General features: G+C 47.9%; 17 protein-coding genes and 1 tRNA gene. 7 read left to right on the forward strand and 11 right to left on the reverse strand.

Annotation, left to right across the window (positions count from 1 at the left end):
- Window positions 1-210: 210 nt before the first annotated feature.
- A complete protein-coding gene (secA, locus tag JDW22_RS06260; protein ID WP_200522353.1) occupies window positions 211-2,955 on the forward strand; it encodes a preprotein translocase subunit SecA in 2,745 nt (914 codons plus the stop codon).
- Window positions 2,956-3,187: 232 nt separating this feature from the next.
- Here secA and JDW22_RS06265 read toward each other — a convergent pair whose 3' ends face one another.
- The 11 genes from JDW22_RS06265 to JDW22_RS06315 form a co-directional block, all read right to left on the reverse strand.
- The gene (locus tag JDW22_RS06265; RefSeq protein ID WP_200522354.1) at window positions 3,188-3,619 is read right to left on the reverse strand and encodes a F0F1 ATP synthase subunit epsilon; all 432 of its coding nucleotides are present in this window, start codon (window positions 3,617-3,619) and stop codon (window positions 3,188-3,190) included.
- 10 nt (window positions 3,620-3,629) lie between these two features.
- Window positions 3,630-5,027 (reverse strand): F0F1 ATP synthase subunit beta, encoded by a 1,398-nt coding sequence (gene atpD, locus JDW22_RS06270; protein ID WP_003798673.1) that lies wholly within the window; start codon window positions 5,025-5,027, stop codon window positions 3,630-3,632.
- A 39-nt stretch (window positions 5,028-5,066) separates the two neighbouring features.
- Window positions 5,067-5,939 carry a F0F1 ATP synthase subunit gamma gene (atpG, locus tag JDW22_RS06275; protein ID WP_003798672.1) on the reverse strand — a complete coding sequence of 291 codons (873 nt, stop codon included), beginning with the start codon at window positions 5,937-5,939 and terminating at the stop codon, window positions 5,067-5,069.
- 25 nt (window positions 5,940-5,964) lie between these two features.
- Window positions 5,965-7,512: a F0F1 ATP synthase subunit alpha gene (atpA, locus tag JDW22_RS06280; protein ID WP_003798670.1), complete on the reverse strand. Its 1,548-nt coding sequence runs from the start codon at window positions 7,510-7,512 to the stop codon at window positions 5,965-5,967.
- Window positions 7,513-7,521: 9 nt separating this feature from the next.
- Window positions 7,522-8,070 (reverse strand): F0F1 ATP synthase subunit delta, encoded by a 549-nt coding sequence (locus JDW22_RS06285; protein ID WP_200522355.1) that lies wholly within the window; start codon window positions 8,068-8,070, stop codon window positions 7,522-7,524.
- A 4-nt stretch (window positions 8,071-8,074) separates the two neighbouring features.
- Complete coding sequence (locus JDW22_RS06290) at window positions 8,075-8,545, reverse strand: F0F1 ATP synthase subunit B (RefSeq protein ID WP_040559166.1); 471 nt, start codon at window positions 8,543-8,545, stop codon at window positions 8,075-8,077.
- Between the two features lie 51 nt (window positions 8,546-8,596).
- Window positions 8,597-8,833, reverse strand: coding sequence for a F0F1 ATP synthase subunit C (gene atpE / locus JDW22_RS06295; protein ID WP_003676106.1), 237 nt, complete (start codon window positions 8,831-8,833; stop codon window positions 8,597-8,599).
- A gap of 40 nt (window positions 8,834-8,873) precedes the next feature.
- Window positions 8,874-9,740, reverse strand: a complete 867-nt coding sequence (gene atpB, locus JDW22_RS06300) for a F0F1 ATP synthase subunit A (protein ID WP_200522356.1) — start codon at window positions 9,738-9,740, stop codon at window positions 8,874-8,876.
- Window positions 9,730-10,077: an ATP synthase subunit I gene (locus JDW22_RS06305; protein ID WP_200522357.1), complete on the reverse strand. Its 348-nt coding sequence runs from the start codon at window positions 10,075-10,077 to the stop codon at window positions 9,730-9,732. The genes atpB and JDW22_RS06305 overlap by 11 nt, the downstream gene beginning before the upstream one ends.
- Before the next feature lie 168 nt (window positions 10,078-10,245).
- On the reverse strand, window positions 10,246-11,160 hold the full coding sequence (locus JDW22_RS06310) for a MetQ/NlpA family ABC transporter substrate-binding protein (protein WP_200522358.1): 915 nt from the start codon (window positions 11,158-11,160) through the stop codon (window positions 10,246-10,248).
- Between the two features lie 134 nt (window positions 11,161-11,294).
- Entirely contained in the window at window positions 11,295-11,627 is a 333-nt protein-coding gene (locus tag JDW22_RS06315; RefSeq protein WP_200522359.1) for a phenylacetate--CoA ligase, read from the reverse strand.
- Window positions 11,628-11,809: 182 nt separating this feature from the next.
- On the opposite strand from JDW22_RS06315, the gene JDW22_RS06320 reads away from it, so the two are divergent.
- The 6 genes from JDW22_RS06320 (at window position 11,810) to JDW22_RS06345 (ending at window position 16,122) form a co-directional block, all read left to right on the forward strand.
- Window positions 11,810-13,231 carry a hypothetical protein gene (locus tag JDW22_RS06320; RefSeq protein ID WP_200522360.1) on the forward strand — a complete coding sequence of 474 codons (1,422 nt, stop codon included), beginning with the start codon at window positions 11,810-11,812 and terminating at the stop codon, window positions 13,229-13,231.
- Window positions 13,232-13,236: 5 nt separating this feature from the next.
- Window positions 13,237-14,370, forward strand: a complete 1,134-nt coding sequence (locus JDW22_RS06325; protein WP_200522361.1) for an alpha-glucan phosphorylase — start codon at window positions 13,237-13,239, stop codon at window positions 14,368-14,370.
- Window positions 14,371-14,389: 19 nt separating this feature from the next.
- Window positions 14,390-14,926, forward strand: coding sequence for a GTP-binding protein (locus JDW22_RS06330; RefSeq protein WP_040559192.1), 537 nt, complete (start codon window positions 14,390-14,392; stop codon window positions 14,924-14,926).
- A gap of 1 nt (window position 14,927) precedes the next feature.
- On the forward strand, window positions 14,928-15,587 hold the full coding sequence (locus tag JDW22_RS06335) for a hypothetical protein (protein ID WP_003798654.1): 660 nt from the start codon (window positions 14,928-14,930) through the stop codon (window positions 15,585-15,587).
- Window positions 15,588-15,611: 24 nt separating this feature from the next.
- Window positions 15,612-15,977 carry a roadblock/LC7 domain-containing protein gene (locus tag JDW22_RS06340; RefSeq protein WP_003798653.1) on the forward strand — a complete coding sequence of 122 codons (366 nt, stop codon included), beginning with the start codon at window positions 15,612-15,614 and terminating at the stop codon, window positions 15,975-15,977.
- A 69-nt stretch (window positions 15,978-16,046) separates the two neighbouring features.
- Window positions 16,047-16,122, forward strand: a tRNA-Phe gene (locus JDW22_RS06345).
- Window positions 16,123-16,175 lie beyond the last annotated feature (53 nt).

Genomic DNA, 16,175 nt, shown 5'->3' on the forward strand with positions numbered 1-16,175 from the left:
CAGCCCAACAATGCCAGCCATCCAATCAACCCATTCGCGCACCATTTTCAGGTTGCCTTAAAGAGTAAAGAAACGTTAAACCCAGCATTTCTGCACTCCGCTTGCTTTAAACCCATCTTACCCATCCCCAAATGGGCAGCCTAAATGTGATAGAATCCGCCCCATTTGCCGCAAATCTAGCGTACCCAAACGCACAAAGGAAACCCATCAATGCTAACCAAAATCGCCAAAAAAATCTTCGGCAGCCGCAACGACCGATTGCTCAAACACTACCGAAAAATCGTCGCCAAAATTAACAGCTTGGAAGCAGAAACCAAAGCGCTAAGCGACGAGCAACTGCAAGCCAAAACCGCAGAATTCAAACACCGCCTTGCCAATGGTGAAACGCTTGACGACATCCTGCCCGAAGCATTCGCCGTGTGCCGCGAAGCCTCAGTGCGCGTGCTGGGCATGCGCCATTTTGACGTTCAGCTCATCGGCGGCATGGTGCTGCACGACGGCAAAATCGCCGAAATGCGCACAGGCGAAGGCAAAACCCTCGTCGGCACGCTCCCCGTTTATCTCAACGCCCTGTCGGGCAAAGGCGCGCACGTGGTAACCGTGAACGACTACCTTGCCGAGCGCGACGCAGGCATCATGCGTCCGCTTTACAACTTCCTCGGATTGAGCGTGGGCGTTATTCTGAGCAATATGGATTCATTCCACCGCCAACAAGCCTACGGCAGCGACATCACCTACGGCACGAACAATGAATTCGGCTTTGACTACCTGCGCGACAACATGGTGGACGACATCTACAACAAAGTCCAACGCGAGCTCAACTTCGCCGTGGTGGACGAAGTGGACAGCATCCTGATTGACGAAGCGCGCACGCCGCTGATTATTTCGGGGCAGGCCAATGACAACGTTGAGCTGTACCAAATCATGAACCAAGTGCCCGCTCATCTCACGCCGCAAGAAAAAGAAGACAGCCCCGAAGGCGACTATTGGGTGGACGAGAAAAATATGCAAGTCGTGCTATCCGAGCAAGGGCACGAACACGCCGAACAAATTTTGACGCAACTGGGCTTGCTGCAAGAAAACGAATCGCTTTACGCCTCAAACAATATCATGCTGATGCATCATCTGATGGCGGCATTGCGCGCCCACACCCTATTCCATCTTGACCAACATTATGTGGTGAAACCCAACGAAGAAGGGCAGCCTGAAATCGTGATTGTGGATGAACACACTGGCCGCCTGATGGACGGACGACGCTGGTCTGACGGCTTGCACCAAGCGGTAGAAGCAAAAGAAGGCGTGGAAGTGCAAAGAGAAAACCAAACCCTTGCCAGCATCACCTTCCAAAACTACTTCCGCCTCTACACCAAGCTATCGGGCATGACGGGCACGGCAGACACCGAAGCCTACGAATTCCAATCCATCTACGGCTTGGAAACTGTCATCATCCCCACCAACAAGCCCATCCAGCGCAAAGACTTCAACGACCAAATCTTCCGCACCGCCGAAGAAAAATACGAAGCCGTTGTCAAAGACATCAAAGACTGCTACGAGCGCGGACAGCCCGTGTTGGTGGGCACGACCACAATTGAAAACTCCGAACTCGTGTCGCATTTGCTCAAACGCGAAGGCTTGCCGCACAACGTATTGAACGCCAAAGAACACGAGCGCGAAGCCCTGATTGTCGCCCAAGCAGGCAAACCCAAAATGATTACCGTCGCCACCAACATGGCAGGTCGCGGTACAGACATCGTGTTGGGCGGCAACGTGCAGCACCAAGCCGATGCCATCCGCGCCGACGAATCGCTTACAGACGAGCAAAAACAAGCGCAAATCAAAGCGTTGGAAGACTCGTGGGAAGCCGAACACCAAGCCGTGGTGGACGCAGGCGGCTTGCACATCATCGGCACGGAACGCCACGAAAGCCGCCGTATCGACAACCAGTTGCGCGGACGCGCCGGGCGGCAAGGCGACCCGGGTTCAAGCCGCTTCTACCTGTCGTTTGAAGACCCGCTATTGCGCCTGTTTGCGCTTGACCGCGCCGCCGCCATCCTCAATCGCCTTGCGCCCGAACCGGGCGTGGCGATTGAAGCCAACATTTTGACGCGCCAAATTGAAAACGCCCAACGCAAAGTGGAAGGGCGCAACTTTGATATGCGCAAACAAGTGTTGGAATACGACGACGTAGCCAACGACCAACGCCGCGTGCTGTACCATCAACGCAACGAGATTCTGGGCAACAAAGACATCAGCGAAATGCTGCAAGAATGGCGCGCCACCGTGATTGGCGGCATCGTGGATATGTACATGCCCGCCGACAGCATGGAAGAGCAATGGGACATCCCCGCCATGATGGCGAAATTGGCAGGCGAGTTTAACGTTCATGTGGACGTTTCAGGCTGGCTCAAAGCGGATAACACGCTGGAAAACGAAGAGGTGAAAGAGCGCGTGTTGGCGCAAGTGGACGCTGAATACCAAGCCAAAAAAGATTTGGTGGGCGATGAAGTGTTTAGCAACTTCGAGCGCAGCGTTGTGTTGCAAGTGGTGGATACGCAATGGCGCGAGCACCTTGCCGCCATGGATTACTTACGCCAAGGCATCGGCTTGCGCGGCTACGCGCAAAAAGACCCGAAACAGGAATACAAACGCGAAGCCTTCGCCATGTTTGAAAGCCTGTGGCACAACATTCAATACAACACCACATCCATTTTGGTGAGCGCGCAAATTCAACCGCACCAACCCGAACCCGATACCGCAGGGCAGCCTGAAAATGCCGTATCACGCGCATGGTCCAACGTGGAAAACGGCGCATTTGACCCCGCCAACCCCACCGAAGAAGACAAGCAATTCTTCCCCGATGCGCTTGAAGCGCGTGGCATCGCCGTCCACCGCAACGACCCTTGCCCTTGCGGCAGCGGCTTGAAATACAAGCAATGCCACGGGCGGTTGGTGTAACGGTTTTCAGGCTGCCTATGCTGTTGCAACATAAGACAGCCTGAAAATGCATTACCCCCCCAAAGTTTTGGCTTTGGGGGTTTTGTTTTGTGGGTTGGTAATCAGCGTGAAAAATCCGAAAACCCATCATCGCGCGTTGCGCATCCCCCATTTCAGCCCAACCCTGTTTTCAGGCTCCTCAAAGTACCCAAACAAAAAAGCCGCCCCAAAAGGGCAGCTTTCTATTTTTGAATCACTCTTTATGCACACGCAAATAATCCAATGTTTTCAATTCTGCAATCGCAGCCGCTAACGCCACATGCGCCTTATCTTGCGCATAATCATCATTAGACTGTTTCGCATGCGCCAATCGCTCTTGCGCCGCACGTTTCGCCTCTTCGGCACGAGCCGTATCCAGCTCGGTACTGCGCACAGCAATATCCGCCAGCACCATCACTTTATCGGGCTGCACTTCCAAGATTCCGCCCGACACGGCAACCAACACTTCTTCATTAGAATCAGGCACGGTTAAACGCAAAGCACCTGGGCGAACCAAGCTCATGATTGGCTCGTGTCGCGGATAAATGCCAAGCTCGCCATTCACGGTCGGCACAACCACAAAGCTGGCTTCGCCGGAGTAGATGTGCTCTTCGTTACTAACTACTTCTACGCGCATGACACTCATGCCCATCTCCTTAATTTAAGGTTTTTGCTTTCTCAACAGCTTCTTCAATACCGCCCACCATGTAGAACGCTTGTTCAGGCAAGTGGTCGTATTCGCCGTTCAGAATGGCCTTAAAGCCGGCAATCGTGTCGCGCAAAGAAACATATTTGCCAGGCGAACCGGTAAACACTTCGGCAACATGGAATGGTTGAGACAAGAAGCGTTGGATTTTACGCGCACGCGCCACAGTCAATTTGTCTTCGTCAGACAGCTCATCCATACCCAAAATGGCGATAATATCGCGCAATTCTTTGTATTTTTGCAGCGTTGCCTGCACGCCGCGCGCCACATCGTAATGCTCTTGACCCAATACCATGGGGTCAAGCTGGCGCGAAGTGGAATCCAAGGGGTCAACCGCAGGATAAATACCCAAAGATGCAATATCACGGCTCAACACAACCGTTGCATCCAAGTGGGCGAAAGTTGTCGCAGGAGACGGGTCGGTTAAGTCATCGGCGGGAACATACACGGCTTGGATAGAAGTAATCGAACCTGTCTGCGTGGAGGTAATACGTTCTTGCAAACGACCCATTTCTTCCGCCAATGTAGGCTGATAACCCACCGCAGAAGGCATACGACCCAGCAGCGCAGATACTTCGGTGCCCGCCAACGTGTAGCGATAAATATTGTCCACAAAGAACAGCACATCGCGGCCTTTGCCTGTTTCGTCTTTTTCATCGCGGAAGTATTCCGCCATAGTCAAACCAGTCAAAGCAACGCGCAAACGGTTGCCAGGCGGCTCATTCATCTGACCGTACACCATCGCCACTTTGTCTAACACGTTAGACTCTTTCATCTCGTGGTAGAAGTCATTGCCCTCGCGAGTGCGCTCACCTACGCCGGCAAATACAGACAAACCACTATGCGCTTTGGCGATGTTGTTAATCAATTCCATCATGTTGACGGTTTTGCCTACGCCCGCACCGCCAAACAAGCCCACTTTACCGCCTTTGGCAAACGGGCAAAGCAAGTCAATCACTTTGATGCCTGTTTCCAACAATTCTGTTGCGCTGGATAACTCATCAAATTTAGGGGCGATTTGGTGAATGGCGCGCGTGTGGCTCGCATCAATGGCACCCGCCTCATCCACCGGTTTGCCCAATACATCCACAATGCGTCCCAGCGTGGCAGTACCCACAGGCACGGTAATCGGTGCGCCCGTATTTTCTACCGCATACCCACGTTTCAAACCATCTGTTGCGCCCATTGCAATGGTCCGCACGATGCCGTCGCCCAGTTGCTGTTGCACTTCAAGTGTCAAATCAACGTCAACTAGTTTCAACGCATCATAAATATGGGGGATGGCATCGCGTGGAAACTCCACGTCTACCACAGCACCAATAATTTGTACGATTTTGCCTTGGCTCATTATCGTATCCTAACTTTGTTCGGGCATTTTCAGGCTGCCTTATACGGCTGCTGCACCTGCCACAATTTCTGACAATTCTGTAGTAATCGCTGCTTGGCGCGATTTGTTGTACACCAAGCGAAGCTCTTTAATGGCATTGGCTGCATTATCGGTAGCAGCTTTCATGGCCACCATCCGCGCAGCCTGTTCTGCCGCCATATTCTCGCTCAATGCCTCATAAACCACAGACTCTAAATAGCGTCTAACCAAATATTCCAACACAGCAACTGGGCTTGGCTCATAGTGATAATCCCAGTTTCGTTGCTGGTTATCATCTTCATTAAACACAGCTTCACCAATTGGCAACAAAATCTCTGAATGCGGCTCTTGCTTCATGGTGTTCACAAAATAAGAACTCACCAAATGGATAACATCCAATTCGTGCTGTTCATAACGGCGGAAAATCTCCGTTAGCGCACCCAGCATAGTTTCCATTTTAGGCGTATCGCCCAAATTGGTTACACTCGCAATCACATTCAAGCCGATACGTTGGCAAGCCAACAAGCCTTTGCTGCCTAGGCATACAATTTCAACATCAATGCCTTGGTCTTGATATTCCTGAACCTGTGCAAAGAATTTTTTCAGAACATTTGCATTTAAGCCACCGCACAAACCTTTGTCTGTTGTAATCAGAATAAAACCAACACGTTGTTTAGTTTTATGTTCTTCCAACAGCTTGATGCCGTGATCCGCTTGCGTTTGCGCCAAGCGATTCATCACCAAGCGGACGGTATCCGCATAGGGACGCGCAAGGCGCATACGTTCTTGAGTCTTCCGCATTTTAGAGGTCGATACCATTTGCATCGCGCGTGTGATTTTTTGCGTATTCTGCACACTGCGAATTTTGGTAAGAATCTCTTTTCCAACTGCCATTTTAAGACTCCCTCTTCACCTATTTTCAGGCTGCATAGCTATATGATGTTTTGAAAGTTTTCATTGCCCCTTCCAAAACTTGTTCGCTTTCATTGGACAATGCGCCTGATTCATTGATTGTATTCAATGTATCAGGATGTTGCGTGCGAACATAATTCAAAAACTCAGCCTCAAAAGCCAATGCTTTGTTAACAGGAACGTCTGAATACGAGCCGTTGTTGATTGCCCATAAAGTCAAAGCCATTTCCGCCGTGCTCAAAGTGTTGAATTGTTTTTGTTTCATCAATTCAGTAACCACTTCACCGTGTTGCAATTGTTTGCGTGTAGCCTCATCCAAGTCAGAGGCAAATTGAGCAAACGCTGCCAGCTCACGATATTGAGCCAATGCCAAACGAATACCACCACCCAGTTTTTTGATAACTTTGGTTTGTGCTGCACCACCCACACGGGATACCGAAATACCGGCGTTGATAGCAGGACGGATACCTGAGTTAAACAAGTCAGTTTCCAAGAAAATCTGGCCATCGGTAATGGAGATAACGTTAGTCGGCACAAATGCAGACACGTCGCCCGCTTGTGTTTCAATAATAGGCAAGGCAGTCAAAGAACCTGTTTTACCTTTTACTTCGCCATTGGTTAGCTTTTCAACCTCATCTGCATTGATACGCGCAGCACGTTCTAGCAGGCGAGAGTGCAAATAGAATACATCGCCGGGATATGCTTCGCGACCAGGCGGACGACGCAACAACAGGGAGATTTGACGATAAGCAACCGCTTGTTTAGACAAATCATCATAAACAATCAAGGCATCCTCACCGCGGTCGCGGAAGTATTCACCCATGGTGCAGCCTGAATAAGGCGCAATGTATTGCAATGCTGCAGCTTCTGATGCCGTAGCTGCCACAACAATGGTGTGTTCCATTGCGCCATGTTGTTCTAACTGACGCACAACGTTAGCAACAGAAGATGCTTTTTGCCCCACTGCCACATAAATACAAATCACACCCGTATCTTTTTGGTTCACAATCGCGTCTAGCGCAACGGCTGTCTTACCTGTTTGACGGTCGCCAATAATCAATTCACGCTGACCGCGACCAATCGGCACCATGGAGTCAATTGCTTTCAAACCTGTTTGCATAGGTTGATCAACAGATTTGCGCGCAATCACGCCCGGTGCAATTTTCTCAATCGGCGCAGTTAATGTTGCATTGATTGGACCTTTACCATCAATTGGCTGACCCAATGCGTTCACAACGCGACCAACCAACTCGCGACCAATTGGCACTTCCAAGATACGACCGGTGCATTTGACTTCGTCGCCTTCTTTGATATGCTCATATTCGCCCAGCACCACAGCACCAACCGAATCGCGCTCCAAGTTCATCGCCAAACCAAATGTATTACTGGGGAACTCCAACATTTCCCCTTGCATCACATCAGACAAGCCATAAACACGCACGATACCGTCAGTAACCGAAATAACTGTACCACGCGTTTTTTCTTCGGCACGCGTGTTCAATTTTTCAATTTTAGCCTTCAGCAAATCGCTGATTTCAGCAGGATTAATCTGCATGAAATCCTCCTAATTTGTCAGAGTCGTATACAGATTTTGCAATTTACCCTGTATAGACAAATCTAATATTTTGTCGCCCACAACCACTTTCACCCCACCAATTAATTCTGGTTCGGTAACAAATGTGGCTTGCAAACCAACATGAAAATGCTGCTCCAAATCACTAATGATTTTGGCACGCTGACCTTCGCTCTTAACATCATAAGCAGTGTAAACAATCGCTTGCTTGGTATTGTTTCTTGCCAAAACAAGCGTTTTGTATTGTTCAAAAATTTCAGGTAGCACAGCCAAGCGCTTCTCAGCCGCGACCACATTAATGAAATTTTTAAACTCGGCACTTCTCACCGCTTCGCAACCGTCTAACAATTTAACCAGTTGCAATGCTTTTTCCGAATCGTTTAAACCAACTGAACCAATTAAGCTAGCTACTTTGGGCTGCTGCACCAGCCAAGCCAGTTGTTCCAACCCGCCAAGCCATAGATCAAATTGCTCTTTTTCTTGAGCCAATTCAAACACAGCTTTTGCATAAGGACGAGCAACAGTTGCATACTCTATCATAAGGTTACAGCTCCTGTTTTAAGGCACCCAACATTTGAGCATGCTGTTTTTCATCCACTTCGCGACGCAAAATAGACTCAGCACCTTTTACAGCCAAAGCCGCCACCTGCTCACGCAATGCTTCGCGCGCACGGTTAATTTCTTGCTCGGCGTTTGTTTTTGCTTGCTCGGTGATACTGGCTGCTTCGGTTATGGCTTGCGCTTTGGCATCTTCCACAATTTGCGCAGCACGTTTTTCAGCGTTGGCTACGATTTCAGAAACTTGATTGCGACCTTCGGTTAAGAGCTCTGCAACTTTCTTTTCAGCCTGCTCAAAATCGCTTTTTCCGCGCTCGGCAGCAGCCAAGCCTTCTGCGATTTTATCAGCGCGTTCATCCAATGCTTTTGCGATAGGTGGCCATACAAATTTGACGGTAAACAGACACAAAAGCAAAAAGACAATGACTTCCGCAATTAAGGTTGCATTTAAATTCACTTTACCTGCCCTCTTGTAAGGGTTAATCAAACAAATCGGACGCTGCTTTTATTATGCAGCACCGAAAGGATTAACAAAGGCAAACAACAAGGCAATCGCAACACCAATCAAGAATGCAGCATCAATCAAACCCGCAATCAAGAACAATTTGGTTTGCAATGGACCAATCAATTCAGGCTGGCGCGCAGAAGATTCCAAATATTTAGAACCAACCATAGCGATACCAATTGATGCACCCAAGGCACCCAAGGCAACGATTAAACCACATGCGATAGCAATTAAGCCCATAGTTACTACTCCTATTGATAAAAACAACGAAAAGAAAAGGTTAATGATGGTCGTGCGCCTGTCCGATATAGACAAAAGCCAACGCCATAAAAATAAATGCCTGCAAGGTAATCACAAGAATATGGAAGATTGCCCATGCCAAGCCCGCAATAATATGGAACACGAACAACACAGGGTCAATCAGACTCACGCTGCCCGTTGATGCCCAAGCGCCGCCCAGCAACGCAATCAGCAAGAACACCAATTCGCCTGCATACATATTGCCAAACAACCGCATGCCATGCGAAACAGTTTTAGACAAAAATTCCATGATATTTAACAGCAAATTGGCGGGCGCAAGTTTCGCACCAAATGGTGCAGAAACCAATTCATGCCCCCAGCCACGCAATGTTTTGATTTTGATGCTGTAATAAATACACATCAGCAAAACGCCGATGGCGATGGCGAGCGTAACATTTAAATCTGCGGTGGGCACAACGCGCAATAATGCATGAGACTCGCCTGTCATGCCTTGGAATACGTGCGGCAATAAGTCCACGGGCAGCATATCCATGGCATTCATCAGAAAAATCCACACAAATAATGTTAAGCCAACAGGGGCAACAGCTTTGCGCGATTTTTCATTAGGGATGATGCTTTTGCACATATCATCCACAAATTCAAACAGAATTTCTACGGCAGCCTGAAAACGTCCTGGCACACCTGATGTGGCACGTTGCGCAGCGCGATAAAGCAGATAACTACCCACCACACCCAAAAGAATAGAGAAAAACAGCGAATCAATATTGATAAACGAGAAGTCGGCGATATTTTTTAGCCCTTGCCCTTCGGTTACATCAGACAAACTTGTTAAGTTTTGTAAGTGGTGCTTGATGTAATCGGCAGCGGTCATAGATTCACTTGCCATAACGATGAACTTTCAAAAATAATAATAAAACCAAATGACTAACGCTTAACAAGCCGATAAAGTAGGGCAAAAACCGTATTTCGCGATAGAACGCGAATGATGCCAACATTAGAGCCAACGCCAGTATTATTTTTAAACTTTCCGACAGGATAAACCCCAAACCAGCCCACTCCGGCGAGCGTGAAAAATTTAAAATTAACACCGAAAAAAACGTAGGCAGCAAATAAGAAAAACCGCCCAAACACAAGGATAAGGCAGCCTGAAAACCGCCAACGGCATACGCAATCAAGCTGCATGCAGCGGTTACAACCAATTGGATGCCAACTATTTTGAACATACTTTGCTTATTATTCGCTGCGTTACAGAGTAGTGCAATTTAATCAAATTGCGAAGAAGTGTCAAGCTGAATTAACAAACTGCCTGATGCGGCAGCGTAAGTATTTTTGCGTTTTCAGGCTGCCTCTGCGCAATGACACAGAGGCAGCCTGAAAACGGATGGAGCGGATTATTTGGCGGCAGACGCAGCAGAAGCGGCAGAAGCTTCTTTTACCGCGTTTTGCGCGGCGTTTTCGCCCCAAGCGGCCGGGTATTTGTAGCCCGCGAAGCGTTGCAACGCGTATTGTTTGAATTCGTCTGAATTGTACGCGGCGGCTACGTCTTTCACCCATTTGCTGTCTTTATCGGCGGTGCGAACGGCCGCCCAGTTCACATAGGCAAAGCTAGGCTCTTGGAACAGCGCTTCGGTCAGCTTCATGCCGCTGGACATCGCATAGTTGCCGTTTACCACCGCAAAATCAACATCTTGACGGCTGCGTGGCAAGTTCGCGGCTTCCATTTCTACCAGCTTGATGTCTTTGGTGTTTTCCGCAATATCGGCTTTGGATGCTTTGAGCGGGTCGATGTTGTCTTTCAATTTCAACCAGCCCAGCTCGTTCAGCATCACCAAAGCGCGGGCGAAGTTAGACGGGTCGTCGGGCACGGCAACGGTGCTGCCGTTTTTCACTTGGTCAAGCGCGGCCAATTTGCCCGGATACAAGCCAAGCGGCGCGGTGGGCACTTGGAACACTTCGGTCAAATCCAATTTGTGCTCGGCTTTGAAGCCATCCAAATAGGGCTTATGTTGGAAAACGTTGATGTCAATCGCGCCTTCGGCGAGGGCTTTATTGGGTGTAACGTAGTCGGGGAACTCTGTTAGCGTCACTTTGTAGCCTTGTTTTTCCAACATGGGCTTGATTTTATCGGTAACCATCGTGCCGAAATCGCCCGGGGTTGTGCCGAATTTGATTTCGGTTTTTTCTACAACGGGCGCATTTGAACCCGATGCAGAGGACGCAGCAGGCGCAGAATTGCCGCCTTGCCCGCAAGCCGCCAAAGCAAAAGCGATGGCACCGGCAAGCGTTAGTTTACTAAATGTTGTCATGGTTTATCTCCCAATATGATGTGGATAATTATTTTCAGGCTGCCTAACAGAGCCAGGGCAGCCTGAAAACGGTTGCAATACTACGCCAAATAAGCGTAGCGATAAACTTGAATTTGCTGAGGCAGCCTGAAACGCTATTCCTCAATCTCCCAATCTTGTTCTGCGTATTCAACATGGTCGCCGAAAGGGCGGTCGTTATGCGTGCGCTCGCGGTCAAATGCGCTCAAAAACGCCATCAGTTCCGCATTGGTAACCGGCTCGTGGCGCAAATCATCCACCGAAAAGCCCTCGGCATAATGGCTTTCGTAAACAGGCGAGGCAGCCTGAAAAAGCTCGGCACGCTGCTTGACGAATTTTTGCCAACTCTCGTCCAGCAGCTCCAACAGCATCCCATGCTCTTGAATAAACGCAGATAACTGCTCTTCGCTAGCTTCAGGCTGCCAACTGCGCAATCGTTTTAGCATCATGGTTACACTCTTTCCTATAAAGCGCGAAAACGTAAGAATACATAAAATCATGATAAAATTACAACATCTGAGCAGAGCAAACGTGAAAATATTGCAGCAGCAAGGCGTTATCTGTTAAAGTGTGTCAGCTTACCCGCATTAGCCAGGGTAAATTTTTTAGTTTAACGAAGCAAGGAGTCGCTATGGATGATCCAATAATGCTCGGTATTATTGCCGTGGCAGTATTGGCGGTGCTCGGTGCAATTTTCTTGAAAAACAAGCAAAAAGCATCAGCAGGCAAGAAAGGCAAAAAATCGAGCAGCGCACGCAGCAGCCGCAATGCACACGCGGATGATGAAGACGACTATTCGACCGAATCCGAAGAACACGAAAATTGGGACGCAGTCGCCACTACCAATGTGGTAGACGACACCAAAGTTTCCGTTCAAGACGTGGACACGCTCACCGAATTCAACGTATACAAACAATTCGGCTACTTTGACAAAGCCGCCGAATCGCTTTCGGCTTATCTTGCTAAAACGCCTAAAAAAGACCCTCAACTTGCCGGCGAGCTGGTTGAACTATGGTTGCAAGCCAAAAATGTTGATGCGGCTACCGAAGCCCTAACCCAATACCAAGACACGCTTTCTGAAGAACAAATTACTCAATTTGTTAAAGAAGGTTTGGCGATTGACGAAAACCACTTGGGTTTGCGTGTATTGGCCGAAAACAAACTGGGTTGGAGCGTGAAGAAAACCGCCGAAGAAATCGGCGAAAAAACAGGCTTGGGTCATGAAGAAGCCAAACCTGTTCAGCCCACCATGCGCGGCAAAAGAAAAGAAACGGAAACCGAAAGAAAACAACCGCACAAACCTTTGGTTGCAGGGCGTGGCGTGATTTCAGGCGTGAGCACCGACGAAAAAGGGGCGGTCTTGGCATTTATGGAACCCGAGCAAAGCGTGAAACTATTGAAAAATGTTTTAAGCTACGATGCTGCGATTAAATACATGAATAAAGCCATTCGCAAATCAGACAAACCGGCTTCCTTGTTGATTGATGCTTTATCGCTGGATTATCGCGCTAAAAACATCAACGGTTTTGCGGGGCACTTGTGGAATCTGTATTACAGCTTGGGGCAATATGGCCGCCAAGTGAAAGAGCGCATGCTTGGCTGGGGCTACACCATGGGACAGCACCCCGTGTTTGACCGCTTAGAAGCCGCGCCCAATGAAGCAGCGTTACGCGATTTGGGCATCCAGCAAGGATGGATTGACGGAGGCAGCCTGAAAAAAGCGCGTTACCAAGCGCTCGTAACCGAAAAAGCAGATGTCAATGCTGAACCAAGAACCGCTACTGAGCGCATTTTAAAAGAAGCAGAATCCTTGCTGATGTACGGTCAATTAGACAACTCGATGGAACTGTTGGAAAACGCCATTGCAGAGTATCCGCAAGAATCTCAGCTTTATATCACCTTGTTTGACTTGTATGAACGTGCAGAAGAATGGACTCGCTTGGAAAATCTGCTGCAAGAGTTGCGTCCAAAAGTTCAAACATTACCTGAGGAAGTAGTGTTGGCAATGAGCCAACTGCTACAACGATTTAGTAACGGCTCATTCGGACATTAAATAAAATGAATCATGACTTACCCCACGTCAAAACGGTGAAGTTGTTGTTTGTAGCCATGGACGACCAGCAACAAGCCATGTTCAAAATGGCATTTAAGATGCACAACACGACCAATTACCAAGTCATCAACGCTGGCTCCGGCGAAAAACCCGAGCTGGTTATCGTAGATGGTGACGGTACAAATGGTTTGGCGACATGGCAAAAAGCAAAACATGACTTTTCAGGCAGCGTTGTGGTGTTTTTCTCAAAATCACCGCCTGCTGTAACCGCTCCCTATCTTGCCAAGCCCATTAAATTTGATTCTCTGTTTCTGAATCTCCGCAATTTGTTGCAAGGCAATGGCATCTGGGTGGTTCGTTCAAACATGGCAAACGCAAGTTCAGCAGCACCTTCACCCAGTGCTCCTGCACAAGCCCAACCCGTACGCTCAACACACGCCAATCGTTCCAGCGAGGTAACCATTCCACGCTTTGACCCTCGTGTTGGCATCTTGGGTTCATTCCGAGAAATCTTGGCACATCAGCGCAACACAGCCCTTTTGGTTGATGAAAAGCCTGTGTTAGCCATATTCCCTTCTACGCAACGTGTTTGGATTGCTGTGCCTCCTGAGCAACTGCGGGAACTGTGTCGTCAAGAGCACCCTAATATCAAGCTCAAAAATATTCCAGATGAAAACAACATCCAAGATCGCGCCAATGCAACCGTTACATCTACCATGTGGCAAGTAGCATTGTGGACCGCGAATGGTCGCTTGGTTCATCCAATCAATCCCAATACTGTTTTCAAATTAAAAAGCTGGCCCAATCTGACGCGTTTAACACCCTTGCCCGAAGCCATGCGTTTGTCAGCATTCCTAACTAAAACATCTGTTAGTTTGAATATGCTGTATAAACTGATGCCTTTAGATATGGCTGATATTTTGAACTATATTGCAGCGACGTATCTGACAGATTACTTGGAAGTTACGCAACAAGTTCACGAAGCACCAAGCGCACAATCAGCTACTCGCGCAACAGTGAACACATCTGCAACACCACGCCCAGAACAGGTACGTGCTGCGCGCGCAAACGAAGCACATACACAGCAAAAAACAGGCGGTCTATTGAGCCGTTTTATGAAAAAATTGCTGAATAAATAATGAATGAGGGATTACTATGTTGATAGAAAATAAAATCATTTTTACGGGACCAGTAGGCGTTGGCAAAACAACCGCCATCGCGGCCTTGTCTGATGAACCACCTATCCAAACAGATGCCAGCGCATCAGATATGACAGCCGTACGCAAAGGCTACACAACCGTTGCTATGGACTATGGTTTGATTCAATTAGATGAAAACACCAAAATCCATTTATACGGCACGCCAGGGCAAGAACGATTTGACTTTATGTGGGACATCCTAAGCCAAGGTAGTATGGGCTTGATTTTGTTGTTGGATAATACTCGTGGTAACCCATTAAAAGATTTGAAATTCTTTTTGGATTCTTTTGCAGATTTGCTGAAAACCGCCCCCTTGGTGGTTGGTGTAACCAAAATGGATATTCGCGCCGTGCCAGGTATTGATGTTTACCAAAAATATTTAGCACAAAATGGTTTCAATGTGCCTGTATTTGAAGTTGATGCACGTAACGAAGAAGATGTGAAACAACTCGTTACTGCAATGCTCTTTCAAATTGACCCAGGTTTAGAGGTGTAACATGGAATCTACTCTTTCATTACAAACAAATTTATACCCACACATCACGCCCGCTGGCGCATTCTATGCAATTGCCAACAAAAGTGTGAGTGCCAGCCGCACATTGCTGTCTAATATTTTAAAAGCAGATAGCCAACAACCTATCACTCAAGAAAAATTATTAGAATGGTCTGAAACCAGTGATATAGAATCGGCATTGAATTTACTCTATCGTTTGCAACGCCTTGAATTTTTATATGGCGGCGACACCCCAGAAGAAAATTTTGAGCTTCAAGACGATACTTTGGCAAATTTATTGCCCCATTTGTCAGACAGCCAAAAAGCATTGTTGATTGATCATGACGGTTTCTATTTTGCAAACTCTGGTTTTAACCATGAGGCAGCAGAAGAAGTGGCTATTTTGGCGAGCGAAGCCATTCGATTATCTGAGCGCCACGCTCTTTTGATTAAAAACAACCTAAACATTTATCAAAATGCATGGGGTTTATGCGACCCAACAGGGCAAAGCGAATTAACATTCTTCCCCATCTACATCAACGATACAAAATACATTTTGGTAACAGGTGGCACACCACAATTACACAAAGAAGCTTTTGTAACTCTGGTGCGCGCACTTTATAAAACGGTTGAAGCGGCTAACAATTTGGGCGCTGATTTTTAAAAATTTGGATTGGACTAATATAAAATGCATGAACAACTTTTAACTTCCGTATTGAGCGACTTAAACAGCTCTTCCGTTGATATTACTGCATCTGCCGTTATTTCTACCGATGGTTTACCTATCGCGCATCTATTGCCCGCGAACATTGACCCTGATCGCGTAGGTGCAATGTCTGCCGCATTGTTGGCTTTGGGCAATCGCACCACGCAAGAATTGGCTTGCGGTGAATTGGAGCAAGTGATTGTTAAGGGCAAACTGGGCTACACATTGCTGATTCAAGCGGGTGGCACCAATGTATTGTGCTTAACTGCCAAAGAAAGTGCAAAACTGGGTTTGATTCTGTTGGATGCTCGCCGTGCAGCCCGTGCGATTGTGGATATTACAAAATAATTTAGGTTTGGCTTTTCCATTATTCGTTTGACATCCTAGTTTTATTGTGTTGTAATACGCAGCTTATTTGGCCAGATAGCTCAGTCGGTAGAGCAACGGATTGAAAATCCGTGTGTCGGCAGTTCGATCCTGCCTCTGGCCACCAAATATTCAAGCCCAAACGTTTGTTTGGGCTTTTCGTTTATTTTTGAATGGAGT

It is taken from the genome of Kingella bonacorsii (genome assembly GCF_016623605.1).
Taxonomy (GTDB): domain Bacteria; phylum Pseudomonadota; class Gammaproteobacteria; order Burkholderiales; family Neisseriaceae; genus Kingella_B; species Kingella_B oralis.